This is a genomic window from Bacillus sp. FJAT-22090, from assembly GCF_001278755.1.
Taxonomy (GTDB): domain Bacteria; phylum Bacillota; class Bacilli; order Bacillales_A; family Planococcaceae; genus Psychrobacillus.
Genome location: NZ_CP012601.1, coordinates 3503809 through 3519975, shown reverse-complemented (window position 1 = coordinate 3519975; position 16167 = coordinate 3503809). Strand labels below are relative to the sequence as shown.

Annotated in this window: 18 protein-coding genes; 13 read left to right on the top strand and 5 right to left on the bottom strand. The window is 37.3% G+C overall.

Going from position 1 to position 16167, the window contains the following annotated elements:
* Window positions 1-97: 97 nt before the first annotated feature.
* Window positions 98-661, top strand: a complete 564-nt coding sequence (locus AM499_RS17695; protein ID WP_053591439.1) for a TVP38/TMEM64 family protein — start codon at window positions 98-100, stop codon at window positions 659-661.
* On the opposite strand, the gene AM499_RS17690 is transcribed toward AM499_RS17695, so the two are convergent.
* From AM499_RS17690 to AM499_RS17680, 3 genes are all read right to left on the bottom strand, one after another.
* Window positions 658-1275, bottom strand: coding sequence for a class I SAM-dependent methyltransferase (locus AM499_RS17690; protein WP_053591438.1), 618 nt, complete (start codon window positions 1273-1275; stop codon window positions 658-660). The two genes, AM499_RS17695 and AM499_RS17690, sit on opposite strands and share 4 nt — an antisense overlap.
* 255 nt (window positions 1276-1530) lie before the next feature.
* Window positions 1531-2199, bottom strand: a complete 669-nt coding sequence (locus AM499_RS17685; protein WP_053592267.1) for an SOS response-associated peptidase — start codon at window positions 2197-2199, stop codon at window positions 1531-1533.
* Window positions 2200-2400: 201 nt separating this feature from the next.
* A complete protein-coding gene (locus AM499_RS17680) occupies window positions 2401-2748 on the bottom strand; it encodes a winged helix-turn-helix transcriptional regulator (protein WP_053591437.1) in 348 nt (115 codons plus the stop codon).
* 187 nt (window positions 2749-2935) lie between these two features.
* On the opposite strand from AM499_RS17680, the gene AM499_RS17675 reads away from it, so the two are divergent.
* The gene (locus AM499_RS17675) at window positions 2936-3994 is read left to right on the top strand and encodes an LLM class flavin-dependent oxidoreductase (protein ID WP_053591436.1); all 1059 of its coding nucleotides are present in this window, start codon (window positions 2936-2938) and stop codon (window positions 3992-3994) included.
* Between the two features lie 12 nt (window positions 3995-4006).
* The gene (locus AM499_RS17670; RefSeq protein ID WP_053591435.1) at window positions 4007-4573 is read left to right on the top strand and encodes an NADPH-dependent FMN reductase; all 567 of its coding nucleotides are present in this window, start codon (window positions 4007-4009) and stop codon (window positions 4571-4573) included.
* A gap of 72 nt (window positions 4574-4645) precedes the next feature.
* Here the strand turns inward: AM499_RS17670 and AM499_RS17665 are convergent, their stop codons facing one another.
* Window positions 4646-5647: an LLM class flavin-dependent oxidoreductase gene (locus tag AM499_RS17665; protein WP_053591434.1), complete on the bottom strand. Its 1002-nt coding sequence runs from the start codon at window positions 5645-5647 to the stop codon at window positions 4646-4648.
* An 829-nt stretch (window positions 5648-6476) separates the two neighbouring features.
* Here AM499_RS17665 and AM499_RS17660 point away from each other — a divergent pair.
* From AM499_RS17660 to AM499_RS17640, 5 genes are all read left to right on the top strand, one after another.
* Window positions 6477-7310, top strand: a complete 834-nt coding sequence (locus AM499_RS17660; protein ID WP_053591433.1) for an alpha/beta fold hydrolase — start codon at window positions 6477-6479, stop codon at window positions 7308-7310.
* A 197-nt stretch (window positions 7311-7507) separates the two neighbouring features.
* Window positions 7508-8224 (top strand): carboxymuconolactone decarboxylase family protein, encoded by a 717-nt coding sequence (locus tag AM499_RS17655; protein ID WP_053591432.1) that lies wholly within the window; start codon window positions 7508-7510, stop codon window positions 8222-8224.
* A 14-nt stretch (window positions 8225-8238) separates the two neighbouring features.
* On the top strand, window positions 8239-8925 hold the full coding sequence (locus AM499_RS17650) for a CoA transferase subunit A (protein ID WP_053591431.1): 687 nt from the start codon (window positions 8239-8241) through the stop codon (window positions 8923-8925).
* Complete coding sequence (locus AM499_RS17645; RefSeq protein ID WP_053591430.1) at window positions 8918-9550, top strand: 3-oxoacid CoA-transferase subunit B; 633 nt, start codon at window positions 8918-8920, stop codon at window positions 9548-9550. The genes AM499_RS17650 and AM499_RS17645 overlap by 8 nt, the downstream gene beginning before the upstream one ends.
* Window positions 9551-9565: 15 nt before the next feature.
* Window positions 9566-10759, top strand: coding sequence for a thiolase family protein (locus AM499_RS17640; protein ID WP_053591429.1), 1194 nt, complete (start codon window positions 9566-9568; stop codon window positions 10757-10759).
* Window positions 10760-10838: 79 nt separating this feature from the next.
* Here the strand turns inward: AM499_RS17640 and AM499_RS17635 are convergent, their stop codons facing one another.
* On the bottom strand, window positions 10839-11159 hold the full coding sequence (locus AM499_RS17635) for a DUF3870 domain-containing protein (RefSeq protein WP_053591428.1): 321 nt from the start codon (window positions 11157-11159) through the stop codon (window positions 10839-10841).
* A 167-nt stretch (window positions 11160-11326) separates the two neighbouring features.
* Between AM499_RS17635 and AM499_RS17630 the strand changes: the two genes are divergently transcribed.
* From AM499_RS17630 to AM499_RS17610, 5 genes are read left to right on the top strand one after another with little or no spacing between them, the layout of a single operon-like run.
* Complete coding sequence (locus AM499_RS17630) at window positions 11327-12658, top strand: short-chain fatty acid transporter (RefSeq protein WP_053591427.1); 1332 nt, start codon at window positions 11327-11329, stop codon at window positions 12656-12658.
* Window positions 12659-12717: 59 nt separating this feature from the next.
* The gene (locus AM499_RS17625) at window positions 12718-13320 is read left to right on the top strand and encodes a carboxymuconolactone decarboxylase family protein (protein WP_053591426.1); all 603 of its coding nucleotides are present in this window, start codon (window positions 12718-12720) and stop codon (window positions 13318-13320) included.
* Window positions 13321-13334: 14 nt separating this feature from the next.
* The gene (locus AM499_RS17620; RefSeq protein ID WP_053591425.1) at window positions 13335-14222 is read left to right on the top strand and encodes a 3-hydroxyacyl-CoA dehydrogenase NAD-binding domain-containing protein; all 888 of its coding nucleotides are present in this window, start codon (window positions 13335-13337) and stop codon (window positions 14220-14222) included.
* Entirely contained in the window at window positions 14223-15266 is a 1044-nt protein-coding gene (locus tag AM499_RS17615) for a zinc-dependent alcohol dehydrogenase (RefSeq protein ID WP_053591424.1), read from the top strand.
* A 12-nt stretch (window positions 15267-15278) separates the two neighbouring features.
* Window positions 15279-15959: a cyclase family protein gene (locus tag AM499_RS17610; protein WP_053591423.1), complete on the top strand. Its 681-nt coding sequence runs from the start codon at window positions 15279-15281 to the stop codon at window positions 15957-15959.
* Window positions 15960-16167 lie beyond the last annotated feature (208 nt).

The following is a 16167-nucleotide window of genomic DNA, read 5'->3' as shown; positions in this document are numbered from 1 at the left end:
ATTCTAATTAGGAGAAGGTTAGATTGATGTTGTTAACAATGCGATGTATAATGCAGCAAGAGAACGGAATGGCTAAAGGATAGGTGGTTCGTAATCTATGGGAGAATTTATACAACATATTCCAATATTGAGTAGCCCCCTCCAATTCCTTTTATTACTCCTGTTGAATTTATTACTTGGGGCAATTGGTTTTGTGCCAAGTTTCTTTGTTACTGCCATAAACATAGATGCACTTGGTTTAATATGGGGATCCATTCTAACATTTTCGGGAGAAATTCTCGGAGCACTGTTTGGGTTTCATTTATATCGCTGGGGATTTTCAAAGGTCCAGCGGGAATGGTTTAATCATTCTATTTTTAAGGCAATAAAAAACAGCTCTCCTTGGAAGGTATTTTCCTTCGTTATTTTATTTAGAATTATTCCTTTTGTTCCATCCGGATTAGTTACCGCTGGAGCTTCATTGACCTCCATTAGCGGATGGTTTTTCATGGTGGCAAGTACGATTGGTAAGATTCCCGCAGTTGTTATTGAGATAGCAATTGTCTTTGGAATTGTGAAAAATGTTCCCTCTACTTATTTATATGGATTTATGGTCTTGTTCCTAATTATTATTACTCCCTTTTGGATTAGAAAGAAAGGGAAAAACAACAGCGACAGTTAATTTTTGTGAATAACTATTTTTCTATACATTCCTTTCAACATAACTGGCTTGTCTTCTTTTATATAAATATTTTCACTATTTCTTATGAAAAGTTCTTCGAAGCTTAAGCCTATATCAGTTCCTAAAATCCTTATGATTGGTCTTAGTATTGACTTGGGCAATGATAGCTTTTTATTTTTTGGAACAAATTTATCAAAAATAATTATGTCACCTTCCGATTTTAAAACTCTTGTCATTTCCCTAAAGCATTTATCGGCATCAGGCACTACAGAAAGAATTAGACTGGCAACAATATAATCAAACGATTCACTCTCAAACTCCATATGTTGTGCATCCATCTCTAAAAATTGAATGGAGGAATCTACAAATTTTGTTCTTGCTTGGTTTAACATCTCTGTCGAGTAATCAACTGCAGTAATTTCAAAATTTGCATGGTTTATTAATTCTAAGTCAGCGCCCGTGCCTACACCAACAAATAGTATCTTTTGCCCCTTCTGAAAAGGTATTTCCTCAAATACTTCTTTTCGACCATTTAAAAAAGCACCCGAATTAAAAAACTTATCATACATTGGAGACCAAATTTTATAAATTATCCTATTCCAAAAATTATCCAAGACTGGACCTCCTCTATCCATTAACGTCCGTGCAAAGTCGAATCTATTATAGTTTTATTTATAAAATCAACCATTATCTTAATTCAATAAAAATGTGTGAATTCCTTCTATATAGATAATTCAAAAGGCAGTACATAATCCCTTTTGAGGTTTAGGAAAAGCTCTGTGCGCGAATTAAGCTTGTCTCCTCCATGGATATAAACAGAAGGTATAATATCACTAGAGTTATTAAAGGGACCATTCATATGGCCCCTTTTATAATGAGTTTAATAACCCTACGTGATTATTCTTTGGTGAATTGACCTCACTTGAGACAGGAAAGGCTTCCATTAAAGAAGCATCATAAGGCACTAACATGCTTTTTAATTCATCAATGTTCTGAAGAGAATCTAACCAATTCTTTTCATTCTCTCGTTTCAATATAACAGGCATACGATGATGAATGCCCTCCATTAAAGTATTAGCTTCCGTCGTCAGAAGGGTACAAGTGTAAATACTTTTTCCGTCCGGCGCTTTCCACATTTCCCATAATCCTGCAACCGTAAAAAGTTCATCCGATTTCATTTTAATTCGCATTGGCACTTTTCCAGAGGTTGTCGTTTTCCACTCATAAAAAGAATTCATTGGAATTAAACAACGTCTTTTTAAGAATGCCTGACGAAAACTAGGCTTTTCATCTACTGTTTCTGCTCGAGCATTTATCATTTTATAACCTATTTTTTCGTCTTTTGACCAGGACGGAACAAGTCCCCACTTTAGCTGACCCATGCGATTGCTTTTTCCATCATGGATAATTGCAACAACCTGTTGGGAAGGTGCGATATTAAAACTTGGTGCATAGAACTCTTGATCCATTGCGACAGCAACATCAAAGCGATCCATAAGCTGTTCGTAATTTGTAAATAACGTATAACGACCACACATAATACACACTACCTCTTTCTTCCCAATGCCTATTTTTATCATTATACAAAAGCACCCTATAGATCACACTTTTAAAGTGGCATCTATAGGGTACAGTTTATTGTTTTCATTATCTTGCATAAGAAGGTAATACTTCAGTTTAGGGAAAAATTCCTTTTAGCTTCTCTTTTACTTGGTTTGTTTATTTATAGTCTCTAGTTTTTAACCAAATGTCTGCTGTCTTTTTTTCATTTTATGAAGTGTATGAGCTGTTCCCCAATCATGCATTGCAACTAAAATCGGTTCTAAACTCTTTCCGTATTCCGTGATGGAATATTCCACTTTGGGAGGAACTTGAGGGTACACTTTACGAGTAATAATATCCTCTTCCTCTAATTCGCGAAGCTGATTTGTAAGCATTTTTTGAGTAATTCCTGGTATGCTTCTTTTTAAATCGCTAAATCGTTTTGTTCCATTTTGCAATAGAGTTAATAATATAATTGGCTTCCATTTCCCAACTAATATACCTAAAGCATCTTCTACACGACATAGTTCTGGCTGCATTTCCATTATATATTCGCTCCTTAGTATCCTTTTGTATACTATACCACTTTTAAGTACGTACTTATATTAAATATTGTTTCAGATTATACTATCATCATTCAAAGAAATTTGAAAGCAAGATAGTGAAATCAGACACAAGTAAAGTAAGTACGAAATAAATAACACATACTTATTAATAGAAGGGTTGATATAAATGGAAAAATATCGAATTGACCAAAGAAAGGGTCTAGAATTTGGACTGTATACTCTTGGTGACCATATCCCAGATCCACTTACAGGTGAACGTATTTCAGCTGAACAACGTATACATGAGATTATAGATTTGGCCAAGCTAGCGGAGCAAGCAGGTTTAGACTTTTTTAGTGTCGGAGAAAGCCATCAGGAGTATTTTGCAACGCAGGCACACTCTGTTGTGTTAGCAGCAATAGCCCAGGCAACTAGTAAAATTAAAATCGCGAGCTCCTCTACCATTATTAGTACGTCTGACCCTGTTCGTGTGTATGAGGATTTTTCAACGATTGATTTAATTTCTAAAGGGCGAGCTGAAATTATAGCTGGACGTGCATCTCGTGTAGGTCTTTTTGATTTGTTGGGGTATAACGTTCGCGATTACGAAGAGTTGTATGAAGAAAAGTTTGATTTGTTATTGAAAATAAATGAAGAGGAAGTTGTCAATTGGGACGGGAAATTCCGCGCTTCATTAAATAACGCTAGAGTAATTCCACGTCCTAAAAACGGCTCATTACCTATTTGGCGTGCAGTTGGGGGACCTCCAGCTAGTGCTATTAAGGCTGGTTACGCTGGTGTTCCGATGATGCTTGCTACATTAGGTGGACCTGCTACAAGCTTTAAATATTCTATTGATGCTTACCGGGAGGCTTCCGAGCGTAGCGGCTTTGATCCATCAACTCTTCCGGTTGCAACTGCCGGCTTTTTCTATGCTGCCGAAACCACTCAACAGGCACAGAGTGAGACCTACCCTTACGTGAATCAAGGGATGCAGTTAATTAATGGACGAGGCTATCCAAAACAACATTTTGCACAAGGGGCAGATCCTCGTGATGTGATGAATATTGGTAGCCCGCAGCAAATAATTGAAAAAATTCTCTATCAGCATGAACTATTTGGTCACCAACGTTATATTGCACAAATGGATTTTGGTGGTATACCATATGAAAAATTAGTAAAAAATATTGAATTGATCGGTACCGAAATCTTACCGGCAATTAAAAAATACACAGCAAAAGATTAGGAGGCCCCAAACATGAAAATTGTAGGATTGTCAGGTTCTAGAGTGGGCTCGAAAACGCGTACTGCTATGAATTATACATTTAAAACTATCACCGAAAAATATCCAGATGCAGAAGTGACGTTAATAGATTTAGCAGAATATGACGTTCAATTCAGTGACGGTCGGAATTATTTAGAATATGAGGGCGACACCGGGTATGTGGCAAAAACAATTATGGAAGCCGATGCAATCATTATTGGAACTCCTATTTTTCAAGCATCCATCCCTGCTACACTCAAAAACATTTTTGACTTGCTCCCCGTTAATGCTTTTCGGGATAAAGTGGTGAGTATGATTGTAACAGCAGGTTCAGCCAAGCATTACTTAATTGCAGAGCAACAACTAAAGCCTATATTATCGTATATGAAATCTCAAATTGTTCAAACGTACGTGTTCATAGAAGAAAGGGATTTCATTCGGAAAGAAATCGTTAATGACGATGTTTTCTTCCGAATCGATCGTTTAGTCGAAGATACTGTTGTATTAACGGAAACCTATACTAAAATTCGAGAAGCAAAAGAAGCCGAATACGATTTTTAAAAGCTAATAATGAATACGAAAAATAGATAGAGCATGCTTTGATTGTTAAAGCATGCTCTTCTATTTACCTCTTTAATTGCCATCGACGACTTCTTTTAAAATTTCATATGAACGTTTCTGTTTGGCAGGATCATAAATATAAGATACTGCCATGATTTCATCCACGTCATACTTCTCTTGAAAATTGGTTAACTGCTCTCGAATGGAATTTTTATCTCCTAACATAATCATACTGGACATCGATGTAGCCATTTCTTTTTCAGATGGGCTCCATAGGGAATCCATGTTTTCAACTGGAGGACTTAACGGCATTTGTGAGCCACGTACAACATTCAAGAAAAATTGCTGCATTGTTGTCGATTCAAACTTTGCCTCTTCATCACTTTCAGCTGCAATCACATTTAGACAAACAATCATATACGGAGAATTTAAGTATGAAGAAGGCTGAAAATTATTTCGATAAATTGAAATTGCCTCCTCCATATGTCTTGGTGCAAAGTGTGCTGCGAATACATATGGCAGGCCTAATTTAGCGGCTAACACAGCTGAATCTGTCGATGAACCGAGAATATAAATAGGAATATTCGTGCCGACACCTGGATAAGCTTTTGTATAACCTTGGAACTCTTCAGGCCCAAAATACGTTAGCAATGACTTTACATCTTCTGGAAATGTATAGACAGAATTATTTTGAGATCGTCTTAGTGCAGTTGCCGTCAGTTGGTCAGTACCGGGTGCCCGTCCAAGACCCAAGTCTAATCGATTAGGATAGATGGTCGCCATTGTACCAAATTGTTCTGCAACTACTAAAGGAGAATGGTTAGGTAGCATTATTCCGCCTGATCCAATCCGTATATGTTCGGTATTTTCTAATGTATGTTTTATTAAAATAGAGGTAGCGGAGCTAACTAGTGTTGGAGTATTATGATGCTCCGCAATCCAGTATCTTGTATATCCCATTTTCTCCGTTGCTTGCGCCAAGTCAACCATTGCATCAATGGCTTCTTTAGGTCCTTGCCCTTTGCGAATTGGAGCCAAATTTAAGACTGATATAGGTATTTGTATAGTTGACATTTAAGATTTGTCCTTTCTTTGAAAAGTTTCTATTCCATTGTAAACATAAGAACTTAAGAAACAAATTTATATGCTCCACTCAAAAAATTAATATCCAATAGATTCTAATTAGTAGTTTACGCAAGCAACAATATATCAATACTATCAAGAAATTTAATCGGTACTATTAGTTCTTTTAAAGTTTAAAAGTAACTTGTTCCAACTGTTTTTCTAAGTATTATTCTGCTTTACAATTCTTTAAGTGCTTTTTTATATTTGTGCAATTTTTCAACATAAAAATTACCAAAATGAATTATGCAAATTTTATTAAACTTTTGTTATTCAGTGTTATATTTTTAGTTTACTTTGTTCTAGATTGCTTTAATCCTGATGGACTTTTAATAAATTTATGTTAATTTGGAATCTGGCATTTTTTTAGTTAAATCTGAGTTAATTTCATAATTGCTTCTTGTAAAGAAAAACACGAATATTTGGATTGAATTATATTAAAATATTCGCTTATATAGAGTTCTGATTACGTTAATTGGAGCGGAAGGCGGCGACTCCTGCGGGATTAGCTTGAGCTGAAGACCCCGCAGGAAAGACGCTGGCCGAACTTTATTTGGCCAGTGTCTTTGCGACGAGTAACCGCAGGAGCACATGTTTTTGGAGCTCCGAGGAGGCTGAAGCCAAGCCCGCGGAAAGCGTCCGCCTGAAGCGGAAATCCACTTTGTTCGGATATCAATATTTAGTTCCCTATAAAATTAACTTAAATCTATAAAAATATTTTGACATTTTCTGAAAGTAGGTGTACAAATAATTTTAGACTTTTAACATAAGGAGGATACATATGGAATATCGTTCAATCGAAGTCAATGGTGGTACGCTAGCCTATGCTGAATATGAGGGAACACAAGAGGTCATCATCGGAGCGCATGGCTTAACAGGAAATAGTAAACAACTACATTATTATGCTGAATTACTTAAAGGAGACTACCGATTTATTTCTGTCGATTTACGAGGCCGTGGAAATAGTTCCGCCGCTACAGAAAATACAGGTATTGAGCAACATACGCAAGATATTATTGGTTTAATCGATGCGTTAAATATACAAAATCCCATATTAATGGGCTACTCAATGGGTGGGTTCATTATGGCAAATGTCGCTAGTAAACGCGATGATGTAAAAGGAGTCATTTTACTTGATGGTGCTGCAACATGTACGGATCATCAACGACAAATAGTGGAGCCTTCTCTAGGCCGCATTAGTAAACATTATGAATCTGCAGAAGCCTATTTGGAGGAAATAAAAAAAATCTATAGCAATCTCGGAGTAGTTTGGGATGAGCATATGGAAAGTGTTGGTCGCTATGAGATAGCTGAAGTAGATGGGCACTGGGAGAACAAATCCGATGAAACAAAGATTCGACAAGACTTCCAAAGCTTCTACGAATATAAGCCAGCGGAAGTATTTACTAATATAGAATGCCCCGTGTTACTAGTACATTCTACAGGTGGTATCGGTGCAATGCCTGCGTTATTTTTAGCTGAATCTTATATTGAAACACAACAATACGCAAAAGATATTCATAAAGTTACGTCTGACAGCAATCATTACACACTTGTATTCGAAGAACGTAGCGATGTTAACCCAACGATAAAAGATTTTGTAAATAAATTATAAAAAAAGATTGAAATTTGTCGAACTTTATGTAAATATTTAATTAATCTTATATAAAGCCTATCAGGTGGCTACAAGGAAATAACCTTTCTTTGTTCTTCCCCACTTGACTGTTGGCCTCATTACTCTCAAATGACACTTATGTTATGTGTTCATGAGAGTAGTGTGGCCTTTTTATTTTGTTTAAGGAGTGAAAATAGATGGCAACTGGATTAGAGTACTTTAAAAAAGTTTATGATGTTGTACCGGGATGGGTACAAAAAATGCATGATTACAATCCGGCAATGTTAGATCATTACACAGCATTACGTGGTGCAGCAATGGCCGAGGGAGTACTTTCTGTAAAAGAAAAAGATATTTTACTTGTTGGCATTAATTCAGCTCGACATTATGCTCGAAGCATGGTTTACCATACAAAAGGTGCAATCGATGGCGGTGCTACTCTTGGTGAATTGGCTGAGTATTTACTTGTTGCCTATAACTACGGTGGAGAAAAAGCATTACAAATAGGTCTTCAATCTTTTGAGTATGCACTTGAGCTAACTGGCACACATGCTGAAAAAATTCCACATGATGCTACAGCTGTAGATATTGTTCGTTATTATGCACATTTCGCTTCCACCGAAGAATGTAAAAGTTACTACGAACAGCTCATCTCTCTTTTTGTGAATGGTGATGAAAACGCTTTATCTGCTAAATTACTTGAATCAAATATAGTCAATGAACAAATGAAATACATTTTAATGACAGGCATTTACACGACGGTTTTACAAAATGCAGAAACAGATTACTGGGCAAAACAAGCACGTGAAAAAGGCGTAGATGAACCTCGCTTAGCTGAACTTGGATACATTTGTCTTTTGACAGCCGGTATTCCTTCCTGGTTCGAAATCAGTGACGCACTTATTCAAAAATAACGGAGTGAAAAAGAATGAAAATTTATAACTCAGCGGAAGAGGCACTAGATTGTGTCCAAACTGGTCAAACGATAATGGTTGGCGGCTTTGGTCTTGTAGGTGGCCCTCTGACACTAATTGATACTTTAGTAGAACTTGAGGTAAAAGACTTAACCATTATTAGTAATAACCTCGGTGAACAAGGTAAAGGCTTAGGAAAATTGCTTGAACAAAAGAAAGTAAAAAAAGCGATTGGCTCTTATTTTACTGGAAATCGAGACGTAGGCGATGCTTTCCAACGTGGTGAAATCGAAATCGATTTATTGCCACAGGGTACATTAGCTGAATCCATTCGAGCAGGTGGCGCAGGAATTGCTGGGTATTATACAAAAACCTCTTATGGAACAAATTTATCAAAAGGTAAAGAAACAAAAATGTTTGACGACGGAGAATATGTACTAGAAGAGGCGTTAAAGGCAGATGTAGCAATTATTCGTGCTTATCAAGCGGATACATTAGGCAATCTTGTATATTACAAAACTGCACGCAACTTTAACCCTATTATGGCAACTGCTGCTAAAACGGTAATTGTGGAAGTGGATGAAATTGTAGAAGTTGGCGAACTAAAAAGTGATGAAATCGTTACACCCCACCTATTCGTTGATCGCGTCATCTTAGCGAAAAAGATTTTGACAAAGGAAGGTGTCATCGAACATGGCTAATCCAATTCAAGAAGCTATTGCCAAACGTGCAGCCAAAGAATTAGAGCATGGACAAATTATTAACTTAGGTATTGGGATTCCAACACTTGTGGCCAACTATGTAGAACATAACCATGTTTTCTTCCACACTGAAAATGGAATGCTCGGCGTGGAAGATGTACACGAAGAAGATATAGACCCAAACATCGTCAATGCAGGTAAATTTGCAGTTGGAGAAGCTATTGGTGCCTCTTATTTTGATAGTGCAGCATCTTTTGCGATGATTCGCGGTGGTCATGTGGACGTAGCAATACTTGGGGTTCTTCAAGTAGATGAACACGCACGTATCGCTAACTGGGCAGTACCAGGAAAAAATATTATTGGTGTCGGCGGCGCAATGGATTTACTCGTTGGAGCTCGCAAGGTCATTGTAACCATGACTCATACATCAAAAGATGGAAAAAGTAAAATCTTAAAGGAATGTAATTACCCTATTACCTCTACACGTAGTGTAGACATCATAGTTACTGATTTAGCGGTTTTTAAATACATCGACAGTCAATTGCATTTAGTTGAATTAATGCCAGGGGTGGATTTAGAAACAGTTGAAGCAAATACAGAAGCTCGTTTCATCAATGCATTGTAATAAGGAGGAAGCCACATGAAGGAAGTAGTAATTGTAGAAGGAGTTCGTACTGCAATTGGAAAACTTGGCGGTTCACTAATGAATCAGACTGCTGATTACTTAGGTGCTGCTGTTATAAAAGAATTATTGGCTCGCACGCAAATTGACCCAAATGAAGTGGATGAAGTGATTTTAGGTCAAGCAAAACAGAGCGCAGATCAGTCCAATGTTGCTCGCCTTGCTTCATTACGTGCAGACATACCGCTTGAAGTACCAGGTTACACAGTGCATCGTCAATGTGGTTCTGGCTTACAATCTATTAATAATGCCGCACAACAGATAGCTCTAGGGTTAAGTGATGTTATTATTGCAGGCGGTACAGAATCTATGAGTACAGCACCTTACTATATTCGTAATGCTCGATACGGGCTAAATGTAGGAAATAGTCTCCTATTAGATCCAAATACGGAAAGTCAGCCTGGCTCTCAACCAGAATCCTATGGGCTAAAAACTATGGGAGAGACAGCTGAAAACTTAGCTGAAAAATACTCCATTTCTCGTGAAGCACAAGATGCATTTGCGTTTCAAAGCCAAAGTCGTACAGAAAACGCTATTAAAAATGGCTACTTTGAAAAGCAAATTGTCCCTTACGAAATTAAAACACGTAAATCGACTGAAATCTTTCAGGTGGATGAACACCCACGGTTGACTCCTTTGGAAAAACTAGCGACTTTAAAACCTGTTTTTCGTGAAGGAGGTTCCGTTACTGCTGCTAACTCAAGTGGTCGTAATGACGGAGCTGCGGCTCTTCTAATAATGTCGAAAGAAAAAGCCGAAGCGCTAGGACTTCAGCCTAAGGTAAAAATCATCGCCCAAGCAGCTGCTGGTGTAGACCCTTCTATTATGGGTATTGGGCCAGTTCCAGCAACTCGAAAAGCACTAAAACAAGCTGGGCTTTCCATTGAGGATATTGATGTGATCGAACTTAATGAAGCCTTCGCTTCCCAGTCATTAGCGGTTATCGAAGAACTAGGTTTAGACCAAAGCAAAGTAAACCCTAATGGTGGTGCTATTGCAATGGGACACCCAATCGGTGCAACTGGTGCTATTTTAATGACGAAGCTTATACATGAACTAGACCGGACCGGCAAGCGTTATGGATTAGTTACCCTTTGTATCGCCGGTGGACTTGGAATAACAACCATCGTTGAAAATTGCCAAGCAAAATAAGAAGAGAATTCTTTTTTAAGAATTCTCTTTCTAAGAAAAATGAAACCGCTTTAATATTACTTAACAACGTTTAACTGATCTATTTAGCCAGCTTTTCTAAATATCTTTTCTGTGCAGATTTTAAAGCAACAATAACAGATCCACTTGATGGAGCAATATAATGCTCTTCAATACGCTCTATTAAAATATTTACATCAGATGTAAAGTCAAAATCAACGATCATTCGTTTAAAGAAATCTTGTGCTAAACCAGTAATAAACGTGAATTCAGCATCTACTATTTTATGTGTTTGTTGGTCAATCTCAAGCACAATTCCTGCGTGTTTATAGATCTCGTACATAGATGTACCTTGTGGGGCTTTAGCATACGCAGTCACTAATATAGTATTTAATTTTTGCATAAATAGGAACCTCCGTAAATTTAACTAGATATATTCTAGCATAGTTATTCTGAAAATTAGCCATTCTTATGCAAATTTAGATTCTTGCTCAAATTGAACAAAAATTTTACGGGAGTACTCGTTCGCTTATCAAACAAATTATCAACAATTTTTAGGGGGATTTTATGATGGAAAGATTAACGAATTTCTTCACTTCCATAATGAAGAAATATTTGCCAGACCCATTCGTATTCGCAATTGGTTTAACAATTTTAACTTTTATTTTAGCACTTTTAATTGAAGATATCTCATTCCTTGACTTAACAACTGAATGGGGTGGCGGTTTTTGGAATCTTTTAGCCTTCACTACGCAAATGGCTGTAATCTTAGCTATGGGTTATGTATTAGCAACAGCACCTATTACCGATCGCTTCTTAAATAAAATTGCAAGTATGGTACATACACCTAAGACGGCAATTATTGTGGCTACACTAGTAGGGGGAATCGGTAGTTATTTAAACTGGGGCTTTGGACTAGTAATCGGTGGTATTATCGCAAAAAAATTAGCGATAAAAGTAAAAGGTGTCCATTATCCATTGATTATTGCTGCTGCATATTCTGGTTTCACATTTTACGGCTTAGGTCTTTCAGCTTCTATTCCAATATTAATTTCAACACCTGGCCATTTCTTGGAAGAAAATATGGGTCTTATCGCTTTATCGGAAACTATTTTTAGTTTGCCAATGATTCTCACAGCTATTTTCTTATTCATCACATTACCGTTATTTAACGCTATGCTTCATCCAAAAGACGCAAAAAATGTTATCGAAATTGATCCTGCTTTATATACAGATTCTAAAAAAGAAAAAGTAAAAATACTTGAAGAGAATACATTTGCTAACAAATTAAATAATAGCCGAGTACTTTCTTATTTGATTGGTGCTTTAGGAATTATTTACGTCATTGTTTACTTTGCTAATGGAAAATCATTAGATTTAAATATTCTTAACTTTATTATCTTATTCCTAGGGATTATTTTGCTTGGTACTCCTGCAAAATATACTGAGCATTTGTCAGATGGTATCAAAACTGTATCCGGTATCATTCTTCAATTCCCATTCTATGCTGGTATTATGGCAATCATGGCAGCATCAGGCTTAGTTGATACAATAGCTAAAGTATTCGTTGACATCTCTACTCAACATTCATTACCGTTCTGGGGCTTGATTAGTTCATTCTTCATCAACTTCTTTGCTCCATCTGCTGGCGGTCACTGGGCTGTACAAGGACCTTTCATGATTGATGCAGCAAAAGCACTGGGAGCTTCACTTGGAGAAACTTCGATGTCCGTTATGCTTGGTAACGCTTGGAATGATTTAGTACAACCATTTTGGATTTTACCAGCTCTAGCACTATCCCGTTTAAAATTAAAAGACATCATGGGCTTTTTAGTAATGATCATGTTTTATGTAGGTATAGTCTATATTGCTGCTACACTAGCGTGGTCTTACCTATTCTAATAAAAAAAGGGCCTTTGTTTTTATAACAATGGCCCTTTTATATAAACGGAGGTTTAGTTATGCACTCTTTACTTCAAGATTCTTCATTGTCTAAAAAAGAAAAGTCTTTACTATTAGTTGGTTTATTTGCTGCTCGCCGTGAAGAACAAGCAATGCTTCATTTCACAGAAGTGGCGATTGATTCTGGTAATACGGTCAACGAGATTGCTGAACTGATCTCTGCTGCAATTATTTCTCGTGGAATCCCAACTTGGTTATCTGGTATCGAAGCTATTTCTAAGGCCATTGAAATAACAGGAAAGACTGAATACTCGATAGAGACACAGAATGTATCTGCTTTTTCAACTCAAGAAGATTGTGTAAGCTACTATCAATCAGAGTTTGAGCAACTACCAAAATGGATTCAGTATTTAGTAGATTATGCACCCGACACATTATTAAAGTATAGCAATTTACGTACTACTTCCCTTCGTGATGGTGTAGTTTCACGTTATTTAAAGGAATTGCTTTTATATGCTATTAACCTTTGTGATCAATACCCAAAAGGAATTACTATTCATAAAACGAATGCGATTCAATTAGGTGCAACTGATGCAGTATTAGAAGATATTAAAACAACCTGCATTTATGCAGTAGGTATTCAAGCCATTTTTAATGATTAAAGAGGTGTTTCCTTTTGCAACATGTATGCATAATTGGCGGTGGCTTTATGGGAGCCGCACTGACAAAATATTTCTTAAAAGCACAAGTAAAAGTATCGTTATTAGAAGAGTTTGCACCACGGCGTATGGAATTGATGGCAGATAAAACATTTCAAGAAGTACAATTTTTAGAAACAATCGAAGAATGTAACGAAGTAGATTTTATTATCGAAGCTATTACGGAAAATTTACAAGCAAAGCAACAGCTCTTTGAAAGAATTGACGATTACTTCCCTAGTTCTACGACCTTTTGTACGAACACATCTAGCTATCTAATTAGCTCTATTGCAGAAAACGTAAAACATAAAAACAGAGTGATTGGCACACATTTCTTTTCACCAGCACATATTACCCCTTTAGTAGAAGTAGTGCCAAGTGCTTTCACAGAATCACATCACATTCAAAAAACCATGACTTTTCTACAATCCATTAATAAAAAGCCTGTACTACTGAAAAAAGAAATTCAAGGATTTGTGGCAAACCGACTTCAAAGTGCACTTTCACGAGAGGCAATGTCACTTGTCCAAAATGGCATAGTGTCATCAGAAGAACTGGATTTCATCGCTAAATGGAGTTTGGGGATTCGCTTAGCTAATACCGGCCCTCTAGAACAGCGTGATATTAATGGCCTGGATACACATATGGCTATTGTCGAATATGTTTATCCTACGCTTGAGAATAGTACGGAACCATTACCTGTTCACGAAGACTTAATAGCAAATAGAAAATTGGGCATGAAAACAAACGAAGGATTTTACGATTGGTCTACAATCGATAAAAAACAATATCTAGCCCACAAAGAGGATGTTCTATTAAATATTATTAGGGCAGTATCAGCTCAGGATGGAGAGGTGGATAAATAAATGCAATACGAAGCGCTAGTGAAAAATACAACTGCTCCAAAAGATATTAAATTTGAGACATACGAAATACCTGCGTTAGAACCCCATCAAAGCTTATTGAAAGTAAATGCAGTGGGCATTTGTGGAAGTGATTTGCATATGTATGATGGACATGGAGGTTATGATTGGGTAACCTATCCACTTGTCTTAGGTCATGAGGTTACTGGTTCAGTGGTTGCCGTTGGTGAAGGTGAAGTTCCCCAACAACGTATGGTCATTAACCCATATAAAAGCTGTGGTAGTTGTGAATTCTGCCTTGTAGGGGAAAGTAATCGATGTGATTTCGATGATTATAAATATATAAAAACGCCGACCGAGGCATTACGTTATGGGTTTCGTGAAGCAGGCGGAATGGCAGAATACATGGTTGTCGACAAACAGAATTTAATCGCTATCCAGGATACAGTAACTGATGAAGTAGCAGCGATTTCAGAGGCACTAGCTGTTAGCTATACCGCAGTGGCTAAAATAGAAAACTTTGTAAAGAAGTCGATTTTAATAGTTGGTCCAGGTCCCATAGGATTAGGTGTAGCGGCCATATTAGTAGGCGCTGGTAATGAACGTGTGATGATGTTGGGTACTACTATTGACGAAAATCGCCTTCAACTCGCAAAAGATATTGGCGTTTCAAAGGTTTATCAAAATGCGGGCGCTATTCCACATGAACAGTTTAAAGGTTTTGATGCTATCATTGACTGTTCTGGACATCCATCTATTCCAAATGCAGCGCTTCGCCTTTTAAAAAGAGGTGGTGAACTTATATTAGTTGGCATTAATCCAGCTAGTTTTTCTGTTCCAATGGATCAAATCGTTCGTGGCGAGATCTCTATTAAAGGAAGTTATGGCATTACACAAGCAAATTACGAAGCCGTATTATCACTCGCAGCTGACGCCCGCTACCCTTTCCAAAAACTAATTGCACAAACTGTGCCCTTTAAAGATTGTTTACAGGGCTTTGAAAGTGCTTTAAATAAAGCTACAGGTAAGGTTGTCATTAAAATGTAAGGAGGAATTTACTTGAAACTCATTGATTTAACTTTAGAAATTTACGATGGACTTCGCTCTTATACATCACATCCACCTATCGCTATTGCAGAAGAATCCACTTTTGAAAATTCTGGTCATCGCTATGTGCCTCCTTGTGAGGGCTTTGAATCACGAATGCTAAAAATGTCTGATCATAGTGGAACACATATCGATGCACCTTTACATTTTATTCGCGATGGCGAATCAACTTCTGATATGGATCTCTCAAAAGCATATGGAGAAGCTGTGCTATTAGACGTGTCTGACTTTAAAGATCCTTTCCAAGCTGTAACACGCGAAATGTTAGAGGAAGCGGAAAAACGCCAAGGGATTACCGTTCAACCTAACGACATTGTCCTCACACGTACTCGTAAACTTTCATGGGGAGAAGGATCCTTTTATGAAGAACATGCATTTGCACCTTGTGCTGGTGATTGGCTCATTGAAAAAAAAGTAAAATGTGTTGGATTAGATTTAGCCAATATCGACGTTCACGACAATATGATGCGCGAAGTGCATCTTAAGATATTAAGCGTACCAATCTATATAGTGGAGAATTTAGTCAATTTACATTTGCTTCCTTTAAACGAGCATTTCACTTTCATGGCACTTCCACTGAACCTTAAGAACGCTACAGCATCACCAGTTCGCGCTGTCGCATTTATAAAATAAGCTTGAATTTAAAGATGGGGCTGTACAAAAAGTCCCTAAAATAAAGCAGAAGGAGAAAAACGACTCGTTTTTCTCCTTCTGCTTTTGTGTTTCCACCTAATATTGTTGATAGAGTGAATAATTGATTGGAGTGCAAGGAGGGGACTCCTGCGGGAAAGCGAGACAGTCCGAGACCCCGCACGAAGCGTCCGTCTGGAACGGAAATCTA

What these genes read in the sequence shown, in the direction of transcription:
- AM499_RS17675 (WP_053591436.1), top strand. Translation starts at nt 2,936, where the DNA reads ATGGAAAAATATCGAATTGACCAAAGAAAGGGTCTAGAATTTGGACTG.
- AM499_RS17660 (WP_053591433.1), top strand. Translation starts at nt 6,477, where the DNA reads ATGGAATATCGTTCAATCGAAGTCAATGGTGGTACGCTAGCCTATGCT.
- AM499_RS17650 (WP_053591431.1), top strand. Translation starts at nt 8,239, where the DNA reads ATGAAAATTTATAACTCAGCGGAAGAGGCACTAGATTGTGTCCAAACT.
- AM499_RS17655 (WP_053591432.1), top strand. Translation starts at nt 7,508, where the DNA reads ATGGCAACTGGATTAGAGTACTTTAAAAAAGTTTATGATGTTGTACCG.
- AM499_RS17640 (WP_053591429.1), top strand. Translation starts at nt 9,566, where the DNA reads ATGAAGGAAGTAGTAATTGTAGAAGGAGTTCGTACTGCAATTGGAAAA.
- AM499_RS17630 (WP_053591427.1), top strand. Translation starts at nt 11,327, where the DNA reads ATGGAAAGATTAACGAATTTCTTCACTTCCATAATGAAGAAATATTTG.
- AM499_RS17615 (WP_053591424.1), top strand. Translation starts at nt 14,223, where the DNA reads ATGCAATACGAAGCGCTAGTGAAAAATACAACTGCTCCAAAAGATATT.
- AM499_RS17685 (WP_053592267.1), bottom strand. Translation starts at nt 2,199, where the DNA reads ATGTGTGGTCGTTATACGTTATTTACAAATTACGAACAGCTTATGGAT.
- AM499_RS17645 (WP_053591430.1), top strand. Translation starts at nt 8,918, where the DNA reads ATGGCTAATCCAATTCAAGAAGCTATTGCCAAACGTGCAGCCAAAGAA.
- AM499_RS17670 (WP_053591435.1), top strand. Translation starts at nt 4,007, where the DNA reads ATGAAAATTGTAGGATTGTCAGGTTCTAGAGTGGGCTCGAAAACGCGT.
- AM499_RS17665 (WP_053591434.1), bottom strand. Translation starts at nt 5,647, where the DNA reads ATGTCAACTATACAAATACCTATATCAGTCTTAAATTTGGCTCCAATT.
- AM499_RS17680 (WP_053591437.1), bottom strand. Translation starts at nt 2,748, where the DNA reads ATGGAAATGCAGCCAGAACTATGTCGTGTAGAAGATGCTTTAGGTATA.
- AM499_RS17625 (WP_053591426.1), top strand. Translation starts at nt 12,718, where the DNA reads ATGCACTCTTTACTTCAAGATTCTTCATTGTCTAAAAAAGAAAAGTCT.
- AM499_RS17635 (WP_053591428.1), bottom strand. Translation starts at nt 11,159, where the DNA reads ATGCAAAAATTAAATACTATATTAGTGACTGCGTATGCTAAAGCCCCA.
- AM499_RS17695 (WP_053591439.1), top strand. Translation starts at nt 98, where the DNA reads ATGGGAGAATTTATACAACATATTCCAATATTGAGTAGCCCCCTCCAA.